17 protein-coding genes and 1 riboswitch are annotated in these 16,936 nt (G+C 63.7%); of the genes, 10 read left to right on the top strand and 7 right to left on the bottom strand.

Going from position 1 to position 16,936, the window contains the following annotated elements:
* Positions 1–114: 114 nt before the first annotated feature.
* Positions 115–1,098, top strand: coding sequence for a GSCFA domain-containing protein (locus tag ACK4FJ_RS10810; RefSeq protein ID WP_409766260.1), 984 nt, complete (start codon positions 115–117; stop codon positions 1,096–1,098).
* Positions 1,099–1,214: 116 nt separating this feature from the next.
* Here the strand turns inward: ACK4FJ_RS10810 and ACK4FJ_RS10815 are convergent, their stop codons facing one another.
* From ACK4FJ_RS10815 to ACK4FJ_RS10830, 4 genes are all read right to left on the bottom strand, one after another.
* Positions 1,215–1,355, bottom strand: a complete 141-nt coding sequence (locus tag ACK4FJ_RS10815) for a hypothetical protein (RefSeq protein WP_409766262.1) — start codon at positions 1,353–1,355, stop codon at positions 1,215–1,217.
* A 42-nt stretch (positions 1,356–1,397) separates the two neighbouring features.
* Complete coding sequence (locus ACK4FJ_RS10820) at positions 1,398–1,700, bottom strand: usg protein (RefSeq protein ID WP_409766728.1); 303 nt, start codon at positions 1,698–1,700, stop codon at positions 1,398–1,400.
* 167 nt (positions 1,701–1,867) lie between these two features.
* Entirely contained in the window at positions 1,868–2,167 is a 300-nt protein-coding gene (locus ACK4FJ_RS10825) for a hypothetical protein (RefSeq protein ID WP_409766264.1), read from the bottom strand.
* Between the two features lie 27 nt (positions 2,168–2,194).
* On the bottom strand, positions 2,195–3,388 hold the full coding sequence (locus ACK4FJ_RS10830) for a peptidoglycan-binding protein (protein WP_409766266.1): 1,194 nt from the start codon (positions 3,386–3,388) through the stop codon (positions 2,195–2,197).
* Positions 3,389–3,680: 292 nt separating this feature from the next.
* Between ACK4FJ_RS10830 and ACK4FJ_RS10835 the strand changes: the two genes are divergently transcribed.
* From ACK4FJ_RS10835 to trhA, 5 genes are all read left to right on the top strand, one after another.
* Entirely contained in the window at positions 3,681–4,847 is a 1,167-nt protein-coding gene (locus ACK4FJ_RS10835; RefSeq protein WP_409766268.1) for an acetyl-CoA acetyltransferase, read from the top strand.
* Positions 4,848–4,975: 128 nt separating this feature from the next.
* Positions 4,976–5,965 (top strand): MDR family oxidoreductase, encoded by a 990-nt coding sequence (locus tag ACK4FJ_RS10840; RefSeq protein ID WP_409766270.1) that lies wholly within the window; start codon positions 4,976–4,978, stop codon positions 5,963–5,965.
* Positions 5,966–6,121: 156 nt separating this feature from the next.
* Positions 6,122–7,930 carry a feruloyl-CoA synthase gene (locus tag ACK4FJ_RS10845; RefSeq protein WP_409766272.1) on the top strand — a complete coding sequence of 603 codons (1,809 nt, stop codon included), beginning with the start codon at positions 6,122–6,124 and terminating at the stop codon, positions 7,928–7,930.
* Positions 7,931–8,023: 93 nt separating this feature from the next.
* Positions 8,024–8,587 carry a hypothetical protein gene (locus ACK4FJ_RS10850; protein WP_409766274.1) on the top strand — a complete coding sequence of 188 codons (564 nt, stop codon included), beginning with the start codon at positions 8,024–8,026 and terminating at the stop codon, positions 8,585–8,587.
* Positions 8,588–8,653: 66 nt separating this feature from the next.
* Positions 8,654–9,292, top strand: coding sequence for a PAQR family membrane homeostasis protein TrhA (trhA, locus tag ACK4FJ_RS10855; protein ID WP_409766276.1), 639 nt, complete (start codon positions 8,654–8,656; stop codon positions 9,290–9,292).
* Here the strand turns inward: trhA and cysQ are convergent.
* Together cysQ and ACK4FJ_RS10865 are read right to left on the bottom strand one after the other, a co-directional pair.
* The gene (gene cysQ, locus ACK4FJ_RS10860; RefSeq protein WP_409766278.1) at positions 9,289–10,053 is read right to left on the bottom strand and encodes a 3'(2'),5'-bisphosphate nucleotidase CysQ; all 765 of its coding nucleotides are present in this window, start codon (positions 10,051–10,053) and stop codon (positions 9,289–9,291) included. The genes trhA and cysQ overlap by 4 nt on opposite strands.
* Positions 10,053–10,232, bottom strand: coding sequence for a DUF3553 domain-containing protein (locus tag ACK4FJ_RS10865; RefSeq protein WP_409766280.1), 180 nt, complete (start codon positions 10,230–10,232; stop codon positions 10,053–10,055). Before ACK4FJ_RS10865 ends, cysQ begins: the two co-directional genes overlap by 1 nt.
* Positions 10,233–10,321: 89 nt before the next feature.
* Here ACK4FJ_RS10865 and ACK4FJ_RS10870 point away from each other — a divergent pair, with 89 nt between their 5' ends.
* From ACK4FJ_RS10870 to ACK4FJ_RS10885, 4 genes are all read left to right on the top strand, one after another.
* Complete coding sequence (locus ACK4FJ_RS10870) at positions 10,322–10,939, top strand: histidine phosphotransferase family protein (RefSeq protein WP_409766282.1); 618 nt, start codon at positions 10,322–10,324, stop codon at positions 10,937–10,939.
* A gap of 7 nt (positions 10,940–10,946) precedes the next feature.
* Entirely contained in the window at positions 10,947–12,638 is a 1,692-nt protein-coding gene (gene ggt, locus ACK4FJ_RS10875; RefSeq protein WP_409766284.1) for a gamma-glutamyltransferase, read from the top strand.
* 55 nt (positions 12,639–12,693) lie between these two features.
* Positions 12,694–12,894: riboswitch (cobalamin riboswitch) on the top strand.
* 236 nt (positions 12,895–13,130) lie between these two features.
* On the top strand, positions 13,131–15,257 hold the full coding sequence (locus ACK4FJ_RS10880; protein WP_409766287.1) for a TonB-dependent siderophore receptor: 2,127 nt from the start codon (positions 13,131–13,133) through the stop codon (positions 15,255–15,257).
* A 30-nt stretch (positions 15,258–15,287) separates the two neighbouring features.
* Entirely contained in the window at positions 15,288–16,013 is a 726-nt protein-coding gene (locus ACK4FJ_RS10885) for a DUF4198 domain-containing protein (RefSeq protein ID WP_409766289.1), read from the top strand.
* 71 nt (positions 16,014–16,084) lie between these two features.
* Here ACK4FJ_RS10885 and ctrA read toward each other — a convergent pair whose 3' ends face one another.
* Positions 16,085–16,804, bottom strand: coding sequence for a response regulator transcription factor CtrA (gene ctrA / locus ACK4FJ_RS10890; RefSeq protein ID WP_409766291.1), 720 nt, complete (start codon positions 16,802–16,804; stop codon positions 16,085–16,087).
* Between the last annotated feature and the right edge of the window lie 132 nt (positions 16,805–16,936).

Genomic DNA, 16,936 nt, shown 5'->3' on the forward strand with positions numbered 1-16,936 from the left:
AGAGGTCGGTATGATATGGTTCCGTCCGACCCCCGACTCAATTGCGAGCGGACCGGCCTTTGCCAGTACGACAGCCCGGCAAGCGATACAGCCTCGACAACGGAAGGTGCAGCCATGTCCGTCGACAAGCTTCTTTCAATCAAAACCCCCGGACAGAAGCAGTTCATCGGCTCGCTTGCCGTGAACCGCGAGGCCTCGATGTGGGCCGATTACTGGCACATGTCGGAAGACATGACCTTCTTTCCGCGCGAAGTGGCGATGTTCGACGATGTTGAAGCAATCGCCCGCGATTTCGTATTCAAGGGCTATGGTCCCGAGAAGCCGATTTTCGGCGAGGACTCCAAACTGATCACCATGGGGTCATGCTTTGCGGATCGCCTGCGCCGCTGGCTGCTCGCCAACACGCGCAACGCCTACGGCATCGACGTGCCCGAGTCGCTAAACAACAGCTTTGCCGTCCGCCAGTTTATCCAATGGTGCCTGACTGGCGAGCGCGCCGAGGATGCTTACTGGTACGAACAGGGCGGTGACAAACACATCTCGCGCTGGGAATCCGAGCAGGAATATACCTACTATCGCCAGGCGCTGACCGAGTGCACCGGCATTGTGGTCACCGTCGGGATGGCCGAGGTCTGGCGCGACAAGGCCACCGGCGGCGTGTTCTGGCGTGGCGTGCCGGAGAAAGTGTTCGAGGCCGACAAGCACGAATGCGTGCTCAGTTCGGTCGAAGAGAACAAGCAGAACCTGCTCAAGATTGTCGAACTGATACACCGGCATTGCGGTCCGAAGCCAATTATCTTTACGCTGTCGCCGGTCCCGCTCAACGCTTCGTTCCTGAATAGGCCAACCATTGTATCGGATTGCCGCAGCAAATCGGTGCTGCGCGTCGCGCTCGGCGAAATCGAGGATATGAACCTGCCGCAGGTCTATTACTGGCCATCCTTTGAAATTGTCCGCTGGGTTGGCAGCCATATAGCGGCCCCCACCTTCAACGCCGATAATACGCCGCGCCATGTGGCGGATTTCGCTGTTAAAATCATCATCGACAATTTCATCGGCCGTTTTTTTGAACCGCGCACCCTGACAGGCGGCGCCTGAAATCCGTTAGGCCGCCAGGGCGCTTTCGACCTTGTCGCAGATGTAGTGATACAGGCAGACGTGGATCTGCGACGTGAAGTTCGACGGCGCCTCGATCAGCACGTCGCAATGGAGCATCAGTATATGCCGGCGCGACCATAGGCCTCGACCTGGCGGGCAAACAGGCTGGCATAATCGTAATCGTTGCTCCAGGCCGTGATGACGGCGCCATGCGTTTCCTGCGCGAATGAACGGCAAGACCGCGCGCAGACTAACATAGCCGTCGTCCGGAACCGGCCTCCGGGATAGCTTGCTGCGGCTTAATGCAGGTCGTAACTGGCGGCGGCGGCGCGATAATCCTGCGCGCTGACGATCCGGGCCGAAACCACGCGCACGGAATGCAGCTTGCCGTCCAGCCTGGCCTCCCAGAAATCGAGGAATTTGCGCAGGCCGGGGAATTTCGGCGCCAGGTCGTAATCCTGCCAGACATAACTCTGCAGTAGCCGCGGATGATCGGGCATGTGGTAGAGGATTTCGGCCGTGGTCAGGTGATAGGTGAGCAGCTTTTCCAGCCACTCGGCCGAAGCGTGATGGGTTGAACGGGACGCATTTGAACGAGACATATCGGACATTATCGCCTCCTGCCTTCTGCGGGAGCCGCACCCGACGTCTCGACGAAAACCGACTCGCGGGCCGGCACACCTTCAGTCAAAGCCTGCCGAAAGTGTCGGTCCGATGACAATAACTTTCTGTAAACGGCACGCAGATTGGCACTCGGCAATCGCGGCTGCTAGCGCCTCCGCCAGAGGCCGGCAAACCCGGCGAGGATGATCGCGCAGACAAACGCCACCGGAATTGCCGCGACATAGGAGAATACAGCGAACAGCCCGACTTGGCGCAGGCTGAGCTCGCAACTTCTGGCCGCCCCCAGCACGAAATGCGGATTGTCCACGTCGTCGCAGAACTCGCCGTAATCGTCCGTCTCTCCGGTGGTGTAAAGCTCATAGAGATTGAAGCCCGGCACTAGGGCCGGACCCGCCAGGCTGAGTAGGGCAACCAGCGGAACGACGTGTTTCCAGAAGGGGCTCATGACGGACAGGCGTTTTCAGGGAAACTTTTAGGGAAAATCTGTACCGACGGTCGGCGGCGGCAGGGGCGTGAGCCACGGCTTGTCGCGATAGAGCCTACCAATGCGCGCGCCCCTTTTCGATACCTTTTCCTGCGCCAGCGAGTTCCACAGCGTGCCGATTTTTTCCGGCGATGGGTCGTCCAGACGTTCGATGATCCGCTTGACCAGGGTGACTGAGGCACGGATGTTGGTTTCGGGATCCGTCGCCTTGTCCTTCGGCAGGCCAAGCGAATGCCAGACGTCGGCACGGATGCTCATCGGCCGCTGTGAACGCGACAATCCGACCATATCCGCCAGCGCATCGAAGCCGCCCTTATGGCCATCGGCATTCTCGTAATACAGGATTGCCTTGATCAGGTCAGGATCGACCTTCTGCCGCTCCGCCTCGCGCTCGATCAGTTTTCCATAAGTATCGATCGCTTCATGCCCGCGCCATGGCTGCCGCCAGATCGGCGCAGTGCCGTCGGCATCCGGATTGTCGGCAATGCCAAAGCGTGCCGGAGTGTCGTCGATGATTGCCTTCTCGCGGTCGGCCCTTATGTTCACCAGCGGCACATCCTGCCGCGTGCCAGCGGGAACATCAGCGCGGAGGCCGGTATCGGCTTGCGCCTCCTGCTGGGTGCCCCGATCGCTTGACAGCAGCGTGGGTTTCATCGGTCGGTCGGAACCCAAACCGATGGGCCGCAATTGCGGCTCGGGATAGCCTCCGCGCTTTTCCATGGTACGGATACGCAATGAAGCCGGCGGCGTGTAGAAGCCCTTGATCGTCTCGATGGTCTCGCCGTCCGGCAGGGCATAGCCGTCGATGGCGAGGCCGTTGTCTTTCTGGAATTTGCGCAGGGCGTAATCGTCGCGACCGCCCCAGTAGCCCGTCGGTCCCTCGGTGGCGGCGGCATCCAGCACTCCTTCCCTGTGCAGCAGGGCCTGCAGCTTGAACACATCGCCGCGCCGGTTCGCCTGCCCCGCCCCGACGCCGGATTGCAGCTCGAACAGCCTGTCGCCGAAGATCCGGCCAAGCGGCGCGCCGTCCATCCAGTCGCCGCGCGCCGCGTCCCAGCCCGGATCGGGGATGTCGGCCGGCTTCTCCACATAGCTGCCCATGTCCAGCCGGCCGAGCGGGTCGGGCAGGTATTCGAGATCGTCCTGACTGGGTGGATCGAACAGACGCTGATAGGCCGGCATGGGCGCCTCCAGTTAAGAACATAAAGTGAATATAAACTTGAATTTCCTGTTTTCAATATTATTTTCTTCTTATGTTCTCATTCTGCCGTTTCCGCTCGGAAATCAGCCATTCCCGGCCGGACGGCGGCTGGGGTAGCGGAGGAGCATCACGGGCCCGCCTTGACTTCCACCGGGCGGCCACCCTCTTATTTCCGACCGAGCGTTCGAATCTGCCCTTGAGCATTGCCTGGGGCGGGTCGGGCGCCGGGAGCGAGACCCGAAGCAAGCACGGCTAGAGAAAGGGACCAGAGCCATGACCGCCTGCATCGTCGGCTGGAGCCACAGCAAATTCGGCAAACTGGACGGCAGGGATGCCGAGGACCTGATCGTGGAGGTCGCGGTCGGCGCGATCCGCGACGCTGGCCTGGAGCCGAAGGACATCGACGCCATCTATCTGGGCCATTTCAACGGCGGCCTGGTGGACCAGGATTTTTCGGCTTCGCTGGTGTTGCAGGCCGATCCGGGCCTGCGCTTCAAGCCGGCCACGCGCGTGGAAAATGCCTGCTCGACCGGTTCGGCCGCGATCTTCCAGGGCCTGAACGCCATTGCGGCGAAAAAGGCACGCTTCGTGCTGTGCGTCGGCGTGGAGAAGATGACCTCCTCGCCCAACGATGTGGTCGGCAACGTGCTGCTGAAGGCCAGCTACCGCAAGGCGGAGATCTTCAACGAGGGCGGCTTCGCCGGCGTGTTCGACTCGATCCAGAAGCAGTATTTCCAGCGCTATGGCGACCAGTCGGATGCGACTGCGATGATCGCCGCCAAGAACCACAAGAACGGAGCCAAGAATCCGCTGGCGCACATGCAGAAGGATTTCGGCTACGAATTCTGTAAGACCGTGTCGGACAAGAACCCGCTGGTGGTGGGCGGCATGCGCCGCACCGACTGCTCGATGGTATCCGACGGCGCCGCAGCCCTGGTGCTGAGCGACGTGCAGACGGCCCTGGGCATGAAGAAGGCGATTGCCTTCCGCGCCTCCAAGCATGTGCAGGATTTCCTGCCGATGGCAAAACGCGACGTGATCGCTTTCGAAGGCCCGGCCAAGGCCTGGGCCGATGCGTTGGCCGAGGGCGGCCTGAGCATCTGGGACCTGTCGTTCGCCGAAAGCCATGACTGCTTCACCATCGCCGAACTGATCGAATACGAGGCGATGGGCCTGACCGCGCCGGGCCAGGGCGCCAAGGCGATCATGGAAGGCTGGACCCAGGCCGACGGTAAACTGCCGGTCAATCCCTCGGGCGGCCTGAAGTCGAAGGGCCATCCGATCGGCGCCACTGGCGTTTCCATGCATGTGATGGCGGCGATGCAGCTTTCGGGCACCGCCGGCGACATCCAGGTGAAGAACGCCAAGCTGGGCGGCGTGTTCAACATGGGCGGTGTGGCCGTGGCCAACTACGTCTCGATCCTCGAGCCGCTGCGGTAAGAAAGGAAAATCGTGGATGCCCGGGCCAAGCCCGGGCATGACCAATTTTGTTGTTGAGCCCTTTCTCATAAACCGTCATGGCCGGGCTTGCCCGGCCATCCACGTGCTACTTTTTTCAGGGAAGCGCCATGCCCGAAACCTTCCGCGCCGTGATGATCGAAGAGGTCGACGGCAAGCCGAAAGCCGCCTTCAAGACCATCAGCACATCCGACCTGCCGCCGCACGACGTGCTGGTGGAGGTGGCCTATTCGACGCTGAACTACAAGGACGGCCTGGCGCTGACCGGCGGGCGCATCGCGCGCAAGATGCCGCTGGTGGCCGGTATCGATCTGGCCGGCACCGTAGTCGAATCGACCAATCCCGACTTCAAGCCGGGCGAGAAGGTGATCGTGAACGGCTATGGCCTGTCGGAAACCCAGTGGGGTGCCTATGGCCGCTTCGCACGGATGAAAAGCGAATGGCTGGTGCGCCTGCCCGATGCCTTCACGATGCAGGAGGCGATGGCAATAGGAACAGCCGGCTATACCGCCATGCTGTGCGTGCAGGCGCTGGAGGATGCCGGCCTGACCAAGGATGACGGTGAGGTGCTGGTGACGGGCGCGGCCGGCGGCGTCGGCTCTGTGGCCGTCGCCCTGCTGGCGCAGAAGGGCTATCGCGTGATCGCCGCCACCGGCCGGCCGGAAACGCATGCCTATCTGACATCCCTTGGCGCCAGCGGTTTCATTCCGCGCGAGGAACTGAACCAGAAGGGCCCGCCGATGGCCAAGGAGCGCTGGGTCGCGGCGGTGGATTCGGTGGGCAGCCAGACGCTGGCTACCGTGCTGAGCCAGATCCGGTATGGCGGCTGGGTCGCGGCCTGTGGCCTGGCGGGCGGCACCGACCTGCCGGCAAGCGTGTTCCCCTTCATCCTGCGCAATGTCAGCCTGCTGGGCGTCGATTCCGTGATGGCGCCGATGCACAAGCGCAAGCGTGCCTGGTGGCAGCTGGCGAAGGACCTGCCGAAGGACAAGCTGGCCGCCATGACGGAGCTGCATCCTTTGTCGAACATCTTCGAGCTGGCGCCGAAGATCATCGCCGGCCAGATCCGCGGCCGCGTCGTGATCGACGTGAATGCCTGAGGCTTCACGTTCATCGAAGGAAATCAGGCCCGGCTCGTCCGGGCCTTTTCTTTTCCCTCTTGTGCGGCGGTCGCGAGACGCTATGATGGCCCCAATATTGTAACGCTGCCTTACAAATATGGCGGCAACATAAAATGGTTTCTGGGAGGAAACCCGATGATCCAGCAGGGCGAAAAACCGCCTTTCCTGCCGCTGGCCCTGGCCACGCCGCGCATCCGCCGCACCGACCGCCCGGATGGCGGCTTCATCCTGCATTCCGAAGAGCCCTTAAGCGATTATCCAGGCCATATGGGCCTGGTGCTGCAGGCCCAGGCGGAAAGCCGACCCGATGCCGTATTCATCGCCCAGCGCCAGGCGGATGGCAGTTGGCGCCGCGTGACCTATGCCCAGGCCTGGGCCTCGGCGCGCAGCATCGCCCAGGCCCTGCTGGATCGCGGTCTGGGCCAGACCGCGCCGGTGATGATCCTGTCGGCCAACAGCATCGACCATGCCCTGCTGATGCTGGGTGGCTTTGTCGCCGGCGTGCCGGTGGCGCCGATCTCGGTGGCCTATTCGCTGATGAGCGGCGATTTCGCCAAGGTGCATCACATCTTCAACCTGGTGCGGCCGAAGCTGATCTTCGCCGAACAGGGCGCGCTGTTCGCCAAGGTGCTGGCCAGCCTTAATCTCGATGGCGTCGAGGTGGTGACTTCCGACGGTGCCGGCGGCACCGTGCTGAAGGACCTGCTGAACACCGGCGCGACATCGGCCGTCGATGCGCGGCTGGCGCAGATCGTGCCGGACTGGGTGGCGAAATATCTCTTCACCTCGGGTTCGACCGGCCTGCCCAAGGGCGTGATCAACACGCACCGCATGATGAGTAGCAACCAGCAGGCCATCACGCAGATCTGGCCCTTCCTGCAGGAAAAGCCGCCGGTGCTGCTCGACTGGCTGCCGTGGAACCACACCTTCGGCGGCAACCACAATTTCAACATGGTGCTGCGCCATGGCGGCACGCTGCATATCGACGAGGGCAAGCCGGCGCCGGGCCTGGTGGAGAAGACCATCGCCAACCTGCGCGAAGTCTCGCCCAGCGTCTATTTCAACGTGCCTGCCGGCTATGCCATGCTGCTGCCGTATCTCGAACGCGACGAGGAGCTCTGCCGCCGCTTCTTCGGCGACCTGCGGCTGATCTTCTATGCCGGCGCCGCCCTGCCGCCCGATCTGTGGGCGCGGCTGGAGACGCTGTCGATCCGCACGCTGGGCAAACGCGTGACCATGACCTCGAGCTGGGGTTCGACCGAAACCGCGCCGATGGTGACGGCGGCGCATTTCCCCATCGAGCGCGCCGGCGTGATCGGCGTGCCGGTGCCGGGCGTGCAACTGAAGTTCACGCCCTCGGGCGGCAAGCTGGAAGTGCGCGTGAAAGGCCCGAACGTGACGCCGGGCTATCTGGGCGACCCGGAAAAGACCGCGCAGGCCTTCGACGATGAAGGCTTCTACTGCATCGGCGATGCCGCAAAGCTGGTCGACCCTGACGACCTCAATCGTGGCGTGGTGTTCGACGGCCGCATCGCCGAGGATTTCAAGCTGACCACCGGCACCTGGGTGCATGTGGGCGGCGTGCGCGTGGCGGCCATCGCCGCCTGTTCGCCGCTGCTGCAGGATGCGGTGGTGACCGGCCCCGACAAACCCTATGTCGGCCTGCTGGCCTGGCCGACGGCGGCAGCGAAGGACATGGCGCCAGATGAGTTGCGCCGGCAGATCGCCGAAAAACTGCGCGCGCACAACAAATCGCAGGGCGGTTCATCGCTGAAGGTGCAGCGCGTTCTGCTGCTGAACGATCCGCCCTCGATCGATGCCAACGAAATCACCGACAAGGGCTATATCAACCAGCGCGCCGTGCTGGAGCGCCGTCACGCGGATGTGAACCGGCTTTATGCCGATCCGCCCGACGCCGACGTGATCACCGTCACCGACAGTTAGGATCGTTCTCCCTATTCTGCGCTTACTGCCGATTCCGGCGGGACCCATATTCGTCCTGTCGCCTGCGGCGCAGAAATTCTTGGAGAGACGCTCATGACGCGCCGCCTGATCGCCACCCTGGCGTTCGGCCTTACACTGGCTGCCGGCTTTGCGCTCGGTTCGATCGGCCGCCAGCCTGCGCCAGAGCAGGTGGTCGACACCGACATCCCCACGATTCCGCCCACGGCGGCGATCATCGTGCCCCTGCAGACCGACGACCACAGCCGCGCCGAGAGCAACCTGTTCCCGGCGCCGCAGACCCTGCTGCAGATGGCGGAATCGCTTGGCCTGAATGAAGATCAGCGCCAGCAGATCCGCCAGCTCCAGCTCGCGCTGGAAGCCGAGACCATGGCCCTGGCCCGCCGAATCCTGACCGAGGAACGCCGGCTGGAACGCGCCTTCGCCGAAGGCAACATCGATGCCGGCCGCCTGGACGGCCAGACCGCGCGAATCGCCAACCTGCAGGGCCGCCTGCGCGCGACGCGCCTGCGCGGCCACCTGGCGGCCCGCGATGCCCTGACGCCGGAACAACTGCTGCGCTTCGCCGAACAGCATGGCGTAGCCCCCACGCCTGCGAGCGCCCGCGACGATCTGGCACGCGACGACCTAGGCCGCTGACGCGTTTCGTCATTCTGCTGCCGCAATTATCGCTTTAAGCTGGTCGCCTGATTTCAGGAGGCCCGCATGCAGCGCCGCATCAGCCGCGCCGAATACATCGCCGATGCCGTCGTCCATCTGGTCGGCCTGGCCTTTGCCGTGGGTGCCTGCGCTACGCTGGTCGTGATGATCCTGCTCGACCCGGCCCTGCCGCGCGCCGTCAGCCTGGCGCTGTATGGCTTCGGCCTGCTCGCCATGCTGGGCTGTTCTGCATTGTACAACATGACCACCCATGCGGCGCTGAAGGCGCGCTTCCGCCGGCTGGACCATGCCGCCATCTTCGTGATGATCGCCGGCACCTATACGCCGTTCGCCCTGATGGTGATCGGCGGCATCTGGGGCATTGCCCTGCTGGCTTTCGTGTGGAGCATCGCGCTGGCCGGCGTGGCCGTGAAGCTGTTCTTCCCCCTGCGTTTCGAACGCGTATCGGTGGCGGCCTATCTGCTGCTGGGCTGGACAGTGCTGGCCGCTTTCCAGCCCCTGCTGGACGGTGCATCGCTGGCCGCGCTGGTCCTGCTGATGGTGGGCGGCGGGCTGTACAGCATCGGCGTGCTGTTCCATCTGTGGGAACGCCTGCCGTTTCAGAATGCGATCTGGCATGTCTTCGTTCTGGCGGCGGCTGCATGCCATTACGCCGCCATCCTGATCGACGTGGCGATCGCCTAAACCGCGCCGCGCGCCAGATACCCTGGATTGCGGAATCCCGGCTTGCCATAGAGCAGGCGCTCGCCCTGCCAGGTGACCACCGCGCCGCCGGCTGCTTCCAGTACCGCCTGTCCTGCCGCCGTATCCCATTCCGAGATCGAGGCGAAGCGCGGATAGAGATCGGCGCCGCCCTCGGCGATGCGACAGAATTTCAGCGACGAGCCGACCGTCTGCCGGGTCGCATCAGGCTGCTGCGCCAGCCAGCCGGCAACCTCGCGGTCGATGTGGTTGCGGCTGACCAGCACATGCGCGCCGCGCAAGGGCACTGGTCGCGCGCGGATCGGCGCGACCACATCGCCTTCATGGCGCCAGGCTTTGCCACCGTATCCAAGCCATGCAAGTCCAAGCGCCGGTGCGGTCACCACACCCAGAACCGGTGCACCATGGTCGATCAGGGCGATATTCACGGTGAATTCGCCGTTGCGGTCGACGAATTCGCGCGTGCCGTCCAACGGATCGACCAGCCAGAAGTTTTTACCCGCGACATCCGGGGTCTCGCCGCGCGCGGCCTGTTCCTCGGCCACCACGGGAATATCGGGGGTCAGCGCCTGCAAACCGGCCAGGATGATCGCCTCGGCCTGTTCGTCGGCATCGGTGACCGGGCTGGCATCCTGCTTGGCGCGCTGCTCAAAGGCTGTGGCATAGACCGCCATGATAGCGGCCTCGGCCTTGCGGGCCAGGGCGAGGATTGCCGGGGCAAGCTGTGCGATATCGGCCGGCATCAGTCTTCCGGGGCATTCACGGGGCGCAGCATCACCTGGTCGGTATTGATCAGGCGCTTGCCGGCATGCAGGAAATTCACCGTCACGCGGCTGCCGATGGCTGACTGCACCTGGCCCGGCCCCCATTCGGGTTCCAGCGGGTTTTTCACCCAGTCGCCGGGCGCAAAAGGGGCCAGCATGAGGACTCGCTTGCGGTTGATTGCCTGCCGCAGACATCTTAGACAGGACGGAGTCCCACCGCCACCGCCCGCCGCCGGAGAATTCAGCCATGGCCACTACCGAAACGCTCGACTTGGTCGCGCTGATCTGTTCACGGCTGTGCCACGATCTGGCGGGCAGCATCGGCGCGGTGAATAACGGCGTCGAGCTGCTGGCCGAGGAAACCGATCCGGGTATGCGCGAGGAAGCCATCGGCCTGATCGCGCAATCGGCCAACGACGCCGCGCGCCGGCTGGCCTTCTTCCGGCTGGCGCTGGGCGCCTCGGGCGGCGTGCAGGATCCGATGGCGCTGGGCGAGATCAGCCGCGTGGCGCAGAGTTATTTTGCCGGCGGCCGGCTGGGCCTTGTTCTGCCGCAGGAGAATGTCGATCTGCCCAAGCCGCTGGGCAAGGCCCTGCTGCTGGGGCTCGCTCTCGCGGGTCAGGCCCTGCCGCGCGGCGGCACGCTCAGCCTCACGCGCGCCGGCGCAGGCTGGGCGATTCGTGCCGAAGGCTCGATGCTGCGCTGGCAGGATGGCGTGGCCGCCGCCTTTGGCGGTGAAGCCGACTGGTCGCAGGAGCCCGCACCGGCCATGGCGCGCTATGCCCGCCTGCTGGCCATTGCCAGCGACCTGAGCGTGGCGGCGGAGGCGAACGAGACGACGCTGACGCTGAACTTCGCGCCATGAACCGCGCGTGCTGCATGCCATGACGCTGTTCTTCCACTGCCAGAAACAACCCGCCACCGCCAGTCGCGGCATGGTGGTGAGCAACCATCCGCTGGCCTCGGCGGCCGGCATCGAGATGCTGGCAGCCGGCGGCAATGCGGTGGATGCCGCCATCGCCGCGCTGTTCACCCTCACTGTGGTCGAACCGATGATGGTGGGCATCTTCGGCGGCGGCATGGCGCATCTTCGTCTGCCCGATGGCCGCCATACCGTGATCGATGGCCTGAGCAGCGCGCCGCTGGCCAGTCATGCCGAATGCTATCGCCCGGTGAGCGATACGCCCGGACCGGATTACCTGGAAACCGAAGGCCGCGAGAATGCCGTGGGTGCAAAAGCCGTGGCCTCGCCCGGCAACCTGAAAGCCTGGTGCGAGACGCTGCAGCGCTTCGGCCGGCTGCCGCTGCAGGATGTGATCCAGCCGGCCATCCGCCATGCCGAACGCGGTTTCACCGTCACGCCCTATCTGGCCGAATGCGTGGCAGAATGCGCAGCCGACCTGGCACGCGATCCGGCGATCAGCCGGCTGTATCTGCCCGACGGCGTGCCGATCAGGGCCGGCGCGAGACTGGTGCAAGGCGGCTATGCCGAGACGCTGAAGCTGATCGCGCGAGAAGGTGCAGAAGCTCTTTATGGCGGCGCGCTGGGCGATGCCATCGTGGCCGCAATGCAGAAGGCTGGTGGCTGGCTGACCCGCGATGACCTTCTGGCCTATCGCACCGTTGAACGTGCACCGGTACGCGGCAGTTATCGCGGATTCGAGATCGTCGGCCCGCCGCCGCCCTCATCGGGCGGCGTGCATGTGATCCAGATGCTCAACATCCTGGAAGGGTACGACATCGGCGGGCTGGGTTTCGGCTCGCCCGAGGCGCTGCATCTGCTGGCCGAAGTTTTGAAGATCGCTTTCGCCGACCGCGCCGCCGCCACCGCCGATCCGGCCTTCGTCGACGTGCCGGTGGAAAAACTGATCTCAAAAACCTATGCCGCCGAGCGGCGCGCGAAGATCGACCGGCACAGGGCGCAAAGCTGGAGCGCCGGCGTGGCCGCCGGCGAGTCGGCCAACACCACCCATGTGACGGTGGCCGATGCCGATGGCCATGTGGTGACCAGCACGCAGACCATCAACAGCCTGTTCGGGGCGCGCTTCATCCTGCCCGGCACCGGCGTGATCCCGAACAACTACATGTATCTGTTCGATCCGCATCCGGGCAAAGCTTTGTCGGTGACACCAAACAAGCGCATCACCACCTCGCAGGCACCGCTGATGGCCCTGCGTGACGGCAAACCGGTCTACGCGCTGGGCCTGCCCGGCGGATTGCGCATCTTCGGTTCGGCCATGCAGGCCCTGGTCAACCTGATCGACCATGGCATGACATTGCAACAGGCGGTGGAAGCGCCGCGCCTGTGGACCCAGGGCCAGATGGTGGAGCTGGAGGACGGTTTTCCGCAGGCTACACGGGATGCGCTGGCCGGTTTCGGCCACGACATCTTGCCGGTGCCGCATGTGGGCGGCGGCATGAATGCAATCCGCTTCCTACCGGAGAATGCGGGCAACGGCCTGGAAGGTGCGGCCTGCTGGCGCGCGGATGGCACGCCGATGGGCGTCGCGGGCGGCCTGGCCCGCGAAGGTGTGCGCTTCTGGCCAGACGCACCCAGACGCTGAAAGCACGCCACGCTGAATCTCCGGTCGTCGTCATTGACCGGACCCGGAGCAATCTCCTAGCATCCGCCGCGACGGTGCCCATTCGGGCCTAACAGGGAACGCGGTGCGGGCTACATGCCCTATGCCGTGGCTGCCCCCGCAACTGTAAGCGGCGAGTTTTCTGTCGTCATGGCCACTGGCGCGTCTCGCACCGGGAAGGCCGACGGAACGCGACGACCCGCAAGCCAGGAGACCTGCCGTCAGCCGTGGTCATACGCGGGCACGTCGGGCGGGGTGATTCCGATGGATGTTTCGGCCGGGTGACCAGCCCCGGTCTGACATGCGCCCGCGGTGACGTGCCACTGCGTTGCCGCGAGACCGCCATGACGATGATTCTGCCTATCCGCCCCTCCTGAGTCCGGCCTCTTTTGTTGCCTGAGTATTGTTATATTATAACATTACAGGCATAAATTGCGATCCAGACTGAATTGCACAAGAAGACCTGAGGGGAAAATGAGCCAATCTCAAATCTTTAATCGGCCCGGCCTGCTCGGCCTGGCCCTGATCGCCCTGCCCAGCATGGCCCTGGCCCAGACCGCACAAACCGATGCCGTCAATCTGCCGCCCGTCACCGTGCAGGGAACCGTGCCGGCCGACGAAACCGAAGGTTATCGCGCGCCGCGCAGTTCCAGCGCCACCAAGACCGACACGCCGCTGATCGACGTGCCGCAGACCGTGGTGGCAATGCCCAAGCAACTGCTGGAAGACACCGGCGCGACCAACGTGGAAAAGGCGCTGGATTACGTGGGCGGCATTTCCAAGGGCAACAATTTCGGCGGCCTCAATCTCTATGAGATGAACCTGCGCGGCCTGAAGACGACGAACTCGGCCAAGAACGGCTTCACCACCGGCCGGCGTTACGACGCCACCTCCGACTCCGCCAATATCGAACAGGTCGATGTGCTGCTCGGTCCTTCGGCTTCGATTTACGGTCGCGGCGATCCCGGCGGCTTCGTCAATATCGTGACCAAGAAACCGCTGACGGAAAACTTCACCATCCTGCAGGGCAGCATCGGCAGTTATGGGCTGTATCGCGGCACGGTGGATGCCAACGCGATCATGAATGACGACAAGTCGCTGCTGGGCCGCGCCAACCTGGCGATCGAAAGCCGCGACAGCTTCCGCGACCATGTCGATTCTGAGCGGCAGTTCTTTGCCCCCGTACTGACCTGGCAGCCCAACGGCAACAATCGGCTGACCATCGAGGCCGAGGCGATCAACGACGAACGCGTGTTCGACCGCGGCGTAGTGGCGGTGAACGGCCAGCTGGGTGTGATCCCGATCAGCCGCTTTCTGGGCGAGCCGAGCGATGGCAGGATCGAGAATCGCAACTACATGGCCTCGGCCCGACTGGAGCATGACGTCAGCGATGACTGGACCCTGCGCGCAGCCGTACAGGCGAAAAACGGCTCGATGTATGGTTATGCCACCGAACCGAACACGCTCAACGCAACGACAGGCGTGCTGACACGCCGCCGTGCCCTGCGCGATTACACCTGGCACAGCGCAACGACGCAGTTCGAGGCCGTGGGCAACCTGGTAACCGGCGGCATCGGCCATACCCTGCTGGCCGGCCTGGAATACGAGCGTGCGACATCGAGCGAGTTATTCAGCCGCGCCAACGTCAATTCGATCAACATCTACAATCCGGTCTACAGTCCGAGTTCGGCGACGCTGAATCCGGTCAGCGACCTGAAAGATACATCGGACAATTACGCGCTGTATCTGCAGGACCAGATCAGCCTGACCGAAAAGCTGGAAGCGCAGCTCGGTTTCCGCGCCGACTGGTATGAACAGGATTTCGCCAACCGCGTCAGCGGCAAAAGCGTGCCGCAATCGCGTCAGGGCTTCAGTCCGCGCGCCGGCCTGACCTACAAGGTTGTGCCCGATTTGGCCCTGTATACCAGCGTGGCGAAATCCTTCCGCCCGGTGATGGATTCCCATACCGGCTTCACCACGGCGGCCGGCGACCAGCCGTTCGAGCCGGAAACCGGCCTGGGCTATGAGGCCGGCGTGAAGACCGAACTGCTGGACAAAAGGCTCAGCGCCACGGCATCGGTGTTCCATCTGACCAAAAAGAACGTGCTGGCCACCAATCCGGCCGACAGCAACACCTATATCCAGACCGGCGAGGTGCGCAGCAAGGGCTTCGACCTGAACCTGACCGCCAATCTGCTGCCGGAATGGCGGGTGGTGGCCGGATACGCCTATATCGATGCCGAGGTGACCAAGGACACCACCATCGCGGTGGGCACGCGGCTGCAGAACATCCCGATGCACAGCTTCGGTCTTTGGAGCGTGTATGAATTCCTGCATGGCCCGATGAAGGGCTTCGGCTTCGGCGGCGGCGTCAATGCCGTGGACGACCGCGCCGGCAGCAGCAGCAACGACGGCTTCCTGATGCCCGGTTATGCCAAGGTGGACCTGCTGGCCTTCTACAAAATCACCGAGGCGGCTAAGCTGTCGCTCAACATCAACAATCTGTTCGACACCGAATATTACGAACGCGCGCTTGGACCCCTGCGCGTGGTGCCGGGCGAGCCGCTCAGCGCCGTGGCCTCGCTGTCGATCAAATTCTGATTACCCCATGCCTCATCCATGAAAGGACAGATGATGATGAAACTTTTCCTGCTGGCCGCCGGCCTGCTGATTTTTGGTCTGGCGCAGCCCGCTGCCGCCCATTCGGTGTGGATCGAACCCGACAAGGCCGGCAAGCTGGTGATCAACAACGGCGATCCGGGCGACCTGGATGTCTACGATCCGGCCCGCGTCACCAAGGCCTGGGCCTTCGATGGCGCCGGCAAGCTGGTGCCGGCCGAGGTCGAGCGCATGACGGAATCGGCCGCCGTGAAACCGGCCGGCAATGCCGCGCTGGTGGCGGCCTTCTTCGACAACAAATACTGGGCCAAGGGCCAGGACGGCAAATGGAACAACGGTCCGAAGGGCACCGTGGCCAATCCAACCATCGCGGGGTCGTCCTACAAGATGCCCAAGACCTATCTGGCGCCGGTGGCGACCTTCGCCACGCCGCTGGGCATGGATCTGGAGATCGTGCCGCAGGCCGATCCGGCCACGCTGAAGCCCGGCGACAAACTCACCGTTCTGGTGCTGCTGAAGGGCCAGCCGCTGGCCGATGCCAACCTGGTGGCCGACATCTTCCTCGGCCATGATGCCAAGGCCGAGAAGATCAAGACCGGCAAGGACGGCAAGGCCAGCGTGACCGTGCCGAAGCGCGGCTTCGCCGGCCTGGAGGTGAGCCATTTCGCCAAGGATGCCGGCAGCGAGGTGGAAGGCACCTTCTACAATGCTTCGCTGGTGTTCAAAGTGAAACAGTAATCGCCCCGACAATCGGGCAACAAAAAAGCCGGCCTTCAGGGCCGGCTTTTTTGTTGCCCATCCGTCGCGACTTACCGGACGCCGGCCGCACGCTTGGCGCCGGCGGCCACCGGCTCGACCTGGTCGCGCAGCACATAGCCGCGGCCCCAGACGGTTTCGATATAGTTGTCGCCGCCGGTGGCGGACGCGATCTTCTTGCGCAGCTTACAGATGAACACGTCGATGATCTTCAGCTCGGGCTCGTCCATGCCGCCATAGAGATGGTTGAGGAACATCTCCTTGGTCAGCGTCGTGCCCTTGCGCAGGCTCAGCAGCTCCAGCATGGCGTATTCCTTGCCGGTGAGATGCAGGCGGCCGCCCTCGACCTCGACCGACTTGGCGTCGAGGTTGACGGTCAGCTTGCCGGTCTGGATCACCGACTGGGAATGGCCCTTGGCGCGGCGGACAATGGCATTGATGCGGGCGACCAGCTCGTCCTTGTTGAAGGGCTTGGTGATGTAGTCGTCGGCACCGAAACCCAGACCCTTCACCTTCTTGTCGGCCTCGCCCATGCCCGACAGGATCAGGATCGGGGTGTTGACCTTGGCCGCCCGCAGCTTTTTCAGCACGTCATAGCCGTGCATGTCGGGCAGGTTCAGGTCGAGCACGATAATGTCGTAGTCATACAGTTTGCCGAGATCCAGGCCTTCTTCGCCGAACTCGGTCTTGTAGACGTTGAAGCCCTCGGCGCCGAGCATCAGTTCGATGCTCTTGGCCATCGCGGCGTCGTCTTCGATCAGCAGCACCCGCATGGCACCCCCACGCTTTTCTCGGGTCCGGCCCCACCGGCCGGGCACCAGGTTTGGCGTTTTTCCGCCCCGATTCGAAATAGTTTACCATTGTTAACGATTAAAGTTAACGGATTTGTCCACAGGCCCCGGGAC

The organism is Ferrovibrio sp., assembly GCF_046297595.1.
In the GTDB taxonomy this organism is placed as follows: Bacteria; Pseudomonadota; Alphaproteobacteria; order Ferrovibrionales; family Ferrovibrionaceae; genus Ferrovibrio.